Below are 6,387 nucleotides of genomic sequence, written 5' to 3' on the forward strand. Positions count from 1 at the left end.
CTTAAGTTGATGGATGTGTGACGCTACCCCTAGTTGGAGGAAGGCTGATGCTAACAAATGATACACCTCCAGAAATATGAGAAAAATAAAGAATGACCTCTTTGAGACATACTGTCCTAAGAGGCCATTCTTATCAGTCTTTATTTTAAAACAACAGTTATAAAGCAATTATATATGGCTTACGAAAATATTTACTCTGCTTTCTTAAATGTGAGTGATTTACCTTTTGTTTCTTTTACTAACATAATACATGAAATTGAAATAATACTTGAGATGACTAAATAAATCGAAATTGGGATAGAGCTATTAAATTTATTTAGGAGACTTAATGAAATTAATGGTGCTAATGATCCTGCCAAGATTGGTGCTACTTGATAACATAAAGACAAAGCTGTATATCTGATGTGCGTTGGAAATAACTCTGTCATTAATGCGGAGTATGGTGAATACGTCATTGATTGTATGAATAAACCAATAGTAATGGCAGTTATAATTAACCAATCATTTCCTGTATCCATCATTGGAAACCCGATAAATCCCCAAAATGCAGTTAAAACGGCTCCTGTCATATAGATTGGCTTGCGTCCCCACACATCACTTAAATGTCCCATTAAGGGGATGAGGAAAAAGTGAATTGCATGAGCACCAAACATTAATAATAAAATTTGTGAAGTATCTTTATCGACCACAAGTTTTAAATAACTAATGGAGAAAGTGACAACTATATAGTATAAGATGTTTTCTGCAAAACGAGCTCCAATACCAGCAATAATCGCTTTTTTATGGTCTTTAAGCACTTCTATAACACCTAATTGTTGTTTTTCTAATTGAGCTTGTTTTTCTTGTGACTCTTTGAAAATAGGGGCATCGTCTACACTTTTACGAATCCAAAGACCAATTAGGACGACAACAGCAGAGAACCAAAATGCTACACGCCAACCCCAGTCCATAAATTGCTCTGGGCTTAAATTTTTAGATAAAAGTAAAAGGATAATTGTTGCTATTAAATTTCCTAATGGCACGCCTGCCTGTGGCCAGCTTGCCCAATACCCACGTCTATCACTAGGGCTGTGCTCAGATACTAAAATAACAGCTCCACCCCATTCTCCGCCGAAAGCAAACCCTTGAATTAAACGTAAAGTAACAAGTAAGATCGGAGCCCAATACCCAATACTATTGAATGTCGGAATACATCCCATTAAGAAAGTCGTTATTCCAACGATAATTAAACTAAGCTGTAATAAATTTTTACGCCCAAATTTATCACCATAATGACCAAAAACAAGTCCACCGATAGGTCTAGCTATAAAACCTACCGCATAGAGAGCAAATGCAGCCAGGATGCCGTCAATAGCACTTCCCGTTTGTTGGAAAAATAATTCTCCAAAAACGAGAGCAGAAGCGGTACCATATAAGAAAAATTCATACCATTCAGCCACAGATCCAATCATCGATGCAACAACAACTTTTTTTAGCTGCTTATTATCTGTTTTCCCCATGTTTACTCCCCCAAAAAAGTAGATTCAGATCATTATGAATGAACGTACCAAATCACTTTTGTCCGCACATATTGTTCAAAAGCTTCTAATCCATTGTCTTTGCCACCAAAGCCAGATTGTTTAAAACCACCAAATGGGGTAGTAATATCCCCTTCACTAAAACCATTCACAGAAACGGTCCCAGCTTTAATGGCACGTGCCACGCGCATCGTCCGCTGTACATTTTGGCTATAAAAAGAAGCAGCTAAGCCGTAAGAGGTGTTATTGGCAAGTGCAATTGCTTCTTCTTCCGTTTCGAACGTACTAACCGCTAAAATCGGACCAAATACTTCATTTTGGAATAAGGTCATGTCAGCGGTTACATTTTCAAAAATAGTTGGTTCTATGTACCAGCCGCTACCCACATCACTGTGAATGTTCCCTCCAGCGACTAAGCTACCCCCTTCTTGAAGCGTAATATCCAAGAACGATTTCACTTTATTAAAGTGTGCTTCTTCAATCATGGGGCCAATGGCAACTGACTCATCCATCGGGTTACCCAATTTCCAGCTTGTTAAGCCAGACTTTAATTTTTCTAACAATTCCTCTTTGACAGATTCATGCACGATCAAACGGGAACCGCAGCTGCAGTTTTCACTCATATTCCAAAAGGCAGCTGATAAAATATGCGGAACAGCCGTATCCAAGTCAGCATCTTCAAACACGACTTGTGGGCTTTTGCCACCACACTCTAAGACAATTTCTTTGAGGTTACTTTCTGCTGAATATTTTAAGAAATACCTGCCGACTTCCGTTGAACCAGTAAATGATACAATGTCCACATCTAAGTGCCGCCCTAATGGTTCGCCTACTTTTTCGCCTAAACCACACACTAAGCTTAAAGCGCCTCTTGGAACACCCGCTTCATAAGCAAGTTCAATCATACGGTAAGCACTGAGTGAGGTTAATTCCGCCGGTTTCACAATGACAGAATTCCCTGCAGCTAATGCAGGTGCCACTTTCCAAGCAAACATTTGAGCGGGAAAGTTCCAAGGTAATACCGCACCAACAACGCCAATCGGTTCAGTAACAATCAAGCCCAACGCATCTTTACCCGTAGGAGCGACTTTTCCAAAGAGTTTATCAATCGCTTCAGCGTACCAATAAAACGTATCGATCGTTGCTGGCATGTCAGTATTTAAACATTCAGTAATCGGTTTTCCAGCATCTATACAATCTAAGGCAGCCAGTTCTTCGCTATGTTCTTCGAGCAATTGTGCCCAGCGAATCATCACTTTCTTACGCTCATTAGGGGATAATTGACTCCAAATCCCTTCTTCAAATGTCTCCCTCGCCACTTTAACAGCCGCATCCACATCCCGCTCATCTCCATCAGCAATATAGCCAATGAAGCTGTTATCAATGGGAGTGCGATTTTCTAATTTGTCGGCAGCACTCTTAAAACCGTCAATTAAGTTGCCGGCCCATAGCTTTCCTTCTTTAGCAAGGGCAAAAATTTGTTCTCTTGATACAGTCATTTGTCTCTCCTCCAGATTATTTATTAAAGAAAGCTAAGAATGTCGCCTTTTCCTCTTCTGATAAATCAGATAATGGGAGGCGTACCGCGCCAACGTTGATCTCACCTTTCAGGCAGCCTAGTTTGGCTTTTTGGTTATAGTTTCCAGATTCCATTGAATGAATAGCAGGGTAGATTTCGCGCATAATTTGTCGAGCCTTGTCCCAGTCACCAGATTGCGCGGCATTAAACATGGTAACTTGCTCTTCTGGGAACACATTCCCTGCACCAGCAATCCAGCTTTTCGCACCCCAGAAGAAAAAGTCTACAGCTTGATCATCACAGCCACAAATCACTTCAAAATTCTCAAACGGGGTTTGTAGCAAGCGTAAAGCACGACTAAAGTCACCACTACTCTCTTTAATAGCGACGATATTCAGATTTTTCGACAGATGCACCACAGTGTCATACTCAATTTCAATGCCAATGCGCGCAGGAAAATTGTACATGATAATCGGTAAATCGGTTGCTGATGCCACACTTTCGTAATGGGCAATCACACCCGTTTGATCAGGCAGGCTATAAGGAGTTGGTGATAACATTAAGCCTTCATAGCCCAATTCTTTCGCTTGCTTGGCACGGTTAATCGCTCCTTCAGTTGATAAATCATTGATACCTGCAATTAAAGTTACGCGACCTTTAGCCACTTCTGCCACAGTTTTTAAAACGGTTTCACGTTCAGCTTCGTTTAAGGCGTAATATTCGCCAGTCGTTCCACACACCACTAAACCAGTTACACCTTTATCAATAAATGTGTTAGTCAATTGCTTTAAAGTATCTACATCTAAACTCTTATCATTTTTAAACGGGGTCACCAACGGAACTAAAATACCATGAAAATTCATCCTCATTCTCCTCAAGTGTTTATTTTTTTAGTAATAAAGTGAAACTTTAATCAGTGAGGTTTTGTCCATCCCCCACTGATTATTAGCCCGACTCCCACCTAACTTCTTTGCTCTAGCCGATTTTTGAGTTGGGAGTTTACTGCCCACAAATAGTGGGATAAATTACTTCAATTAAAATTTGTTTTTGAAGTGACACTTCAATTATTTACGATAATAACACACCGGATTTTCATTGTAAACGTAATTTTCGGAATATTCACCAAAATTACCCTTCTTTTTTGAGCTATTATCACTTATTATTTAAGTGGCACTTCATTGCAAAACGAATTTTGGTTGACCGCTAAATTTTGGCACATCGATTTCTTGTTATCGTTCTTTAATTAGGGCTATTGTGTTATTCTTATGAACATGTGCTCCTTATATTTAGGATTTGGACAAAAGTACCAAGCCTAAATATAAGGGGTTTTAATATAGCTAATCAGTTCAACCATCTATAAACTAACTATTAAAATGCATTTATTCAAAAATAGCTTAACTAACTTTTTTATTTTCATCGTGAGGTTACATACGGCACCTTACTAAATAAATTTCCCTAGAATAGTAATCATAATTAATGTCAGTAACGGGAGTGGAGAAAAGTGAACGATTTAATTGGAGTAAAAATAAAGAGTTTGAGAAAAGAGCGTAAGTTAACATTAAAACAAATTGCTGATCAGACGAATCTTTCAATCAGCTTTTTATCGCAAGTCGAACGATCAAAATCATCCATAACGCTCGAATCATTAAAAAAAATTTCTGAAGCACTCGGTGTCAATCCGAGCTACTTTTTTTCAGAGCCCGAAAAGCAGACAACACCAACAGTTATGAGAAACATCATTAATAAGACGAACACTCTACATTACCAATTTTTTTATAGGGATTTAGCGGGTAACATTGAAAATCCAATATTTAATCCTATTTTAGTTTTGCTTAACCCAGGTGCTAAAAGAGAGGAATCTTATTCACATTCGGGGCAAGAATTTCTATACGTTCTAGAAGGAAAACTGACAATCATCATTGACAAAGAAGAGCATGTTTTGAATCCTTATGATTGTATTTCCCTCGATTCAACAACGCCACACAATTGGGTGAATAAAACAGATTCGATTGTAAAATTCCTTTGCGTTTCAAGTATTCTTGTTTGACACTCCCGTTTCTGTACACTTCAATTAGAAAGTAACCGTGATGATTAACAATGTTAGCATCAATAATAAAAAAAGAATCCCTTCGTATTAACAGACAGGATTCCAAATATAGAGTGATTGCCGAAAAACTAGTGTACATTTTTCGTTTTGGGGTATTTGCTTTTCTTAGCTTGATAGCGATGTGACGGTACCCCAGTAATAAGAGAGTTAGTAAACAGCGATCTATCATTTCGTTCTTCTAAAATACCTATCATTATTCCTCATCTCCAACCTCTTTATAATATGTTGATGCTATTATATTTTCTTTCATATCTCCAAACTCATCATTTACCTTCTTTTGACAATCGGAGCATAAACTACTTGCATCAAAAACATCATACATATCTCGCCATGGGATCTCTTCTCCGCCAATAGCACACTTTCCTACATAATAATACTCTAAAGTAGAATGATAGAGATCAATCCATTGATTAGGTGTCAATGTATCCGGACGTTCTGTTATTATTCTAGCAAGATTTTCATCAAGGTCCCCATAACTTTTAATCTCATTCATATAGTCACAAAACTCTTCCCAATTACCTTCACCATTTAAATAGTCGTTTATTATACGTTTCTTTACATCTTGGATTGTTTTATCCATTACTCATTCCTCCATACAATGTATAATTTTCTCGTTCATTGTTACTAAAAAACAATTCCTTGCTCATCACGCCACTAGCTAACCTTCAATTCAATCTAATAAAATATCTATGTTAACCCACCACCTTTTGAATCAATTCGATACTATAATTACGCCTTTCCTAGCCTTCCATGTTAATCAAAAGTCCCACTCTGTTTATACCGATGTTCCCGTTTTCACATCCTTCCACACTGTCTTATTTTCTATTTCACAAACAGGGCACTTTATTTATGACTTCGCTATTATCAATACGTCTTTAGTCATCTTTACTGTTAATGCAGGATAAAAAAAATTCTTTCCGGATTCATGAGAGATCTACTTCTCAAGATACAACCTTCTAATTTCATAGATAAAAAAACACCTCCAATTGTTAGGCTATGTCTAACAATTGGAGGTGCACTCACCATTATGTTAAAAAATCAGGATATTTAGCTGAACGTCAGGAAAAATCTCATATAATTTAAGCTTAAAACCAAAAGAAAAAGCACTCCCAAGAGTGCTTTTTCCCCGACTTGATAACCACTTTAATTTTAATAATATGTATGGACTCCCATCCACTTCCTACTCTATCACATTTACTCCTGTAAAATATTGAGAAAATTTTAAAAATAAAAATCCCTTTAGA

5 protein-coding genes are annotated in these 6,387 nt (G+C 37.5%); 1 reads left to right on the forward strand and 4 read right to left on the reverse strand.

Translation table 11 applies throughout. From position 1 onward, the window contains the following. Positions 1-191: 191 nt before the first annotated feature. The 3 genes from abaF to dapA are packed head-to-tail and all read right to left on the reverse strand — an operon-like array spanning position 192 to position 3,899. Positions 192-1,499 carry a fosfomycin efflux MFS transporter AbaF gene (gene abaF, locus CN373_RS10450; RefSeq protein ID WP_000520552.1) on the reverse strand — a complete coding sequence of 436 codons (1,308 nt, stop codon included), beginning with the start codon at positions 1,497-1,499 and terminating at the stop codon, positions 192-194. 32 nt (positions 1,500-1,531) lie between these two features. After that, the gene (locus CN373_RS10455; RefSeq protein ID WP_098359259.1) at positions 1,532-3,016 is read right to left on the reverse strand and encodes an aldehyde dehydrogenase; all 1,485 of its coding nucleotides are present in this window, start codon (positions 3,014-3,016) and stop codon (positions 1,532-1,534) included. A gap of 16 nt (positions 3,017-3,032) precedes the next feature. Next, positions 3,033-3,899 carry a 4-hydroxy-tetrahydrodipicolinate synthase gene (gene dapA, locus CN373_RS10460; RefSeq protein ID WP_098359260.1) on the reverse strand — a complete coding sequence of 289 codons (867 nt, stop codon included), beginning with the start codon at positions 3,897-3,899 and terminating at the stop codon, positions 3,033-3,035. A gap of 638 nt (positions 3,900-4,537) precedes the next feature. Here dapA and CN373_RS10465 point away from each other — a divergent pair. After that, complete coding sequence (locus CN373_RS10465) at positions 4,538-5,083, forward strand: helix-turn-helix domain-containing protein (RefSeq protein WP_098359261.1); 546 nt, start codon at positions 4,538-4,540, stop codon at positions 5,081-5,083. A gap of 253 nt (positions 5,084-5,336) precedes the next feature. On the opposite strand, the gene CN373_RS10470 is transcribed toward CN373_RS10465, so the two are convergent. Next, on the reverse strand, positions 5,337-5,723 hold the full coding sequence (locus tag CN373_RS10470) for a hypothetical protein (RefSeq protein ID WP_000361803.1): 387 nt from the start codon (positions 5,721-5,723) through the stop codon (positions 5,337-5,339). Positions 5,724-6,387 lie beyond the last annotated feature (664 nt).

This window comes from Bacillus cereus (assembly GCF_002561295.1).
Taxonomy (GTDB): domain Bacteria; phylum Bacillota; class Bacilli; order Bacillales; family Bacillaceae_G; genus Bacillus_A; species Bacillus_A cereus_S.

Bases quoted from the DNA above. Each gene is read 5' to 3' on its own strand.
- dapA (WP_098359260.1), bottom strand. From the start codon at position 3,899: ATGAATTTTCATGGTATTTTAGTTCCGTTGGTGACCCCGTTTAAAAAT.
- abaF (WP_000520552.1), bottom strand. From the start codon at position 1,499: ATGGGGAAAACAGATAATAAGCAGCTAAAAAAAGTTGTTGTTGCATCG.
- CN373_RS10455 (WP_098359259.1), bottom strand. From the start codon at position 3,016: ATGACTGTATCAAGAGAACAAATTTTTGCCCTTGCTAAAGAAGGAAAG.
- CN373_RS10470 (WP_000361803.1), bottom strand. From the start codon at position 5,723: ATGGATAAAACAATCCAAGATGTAAAGAAACGTATAATAAACGACTAT.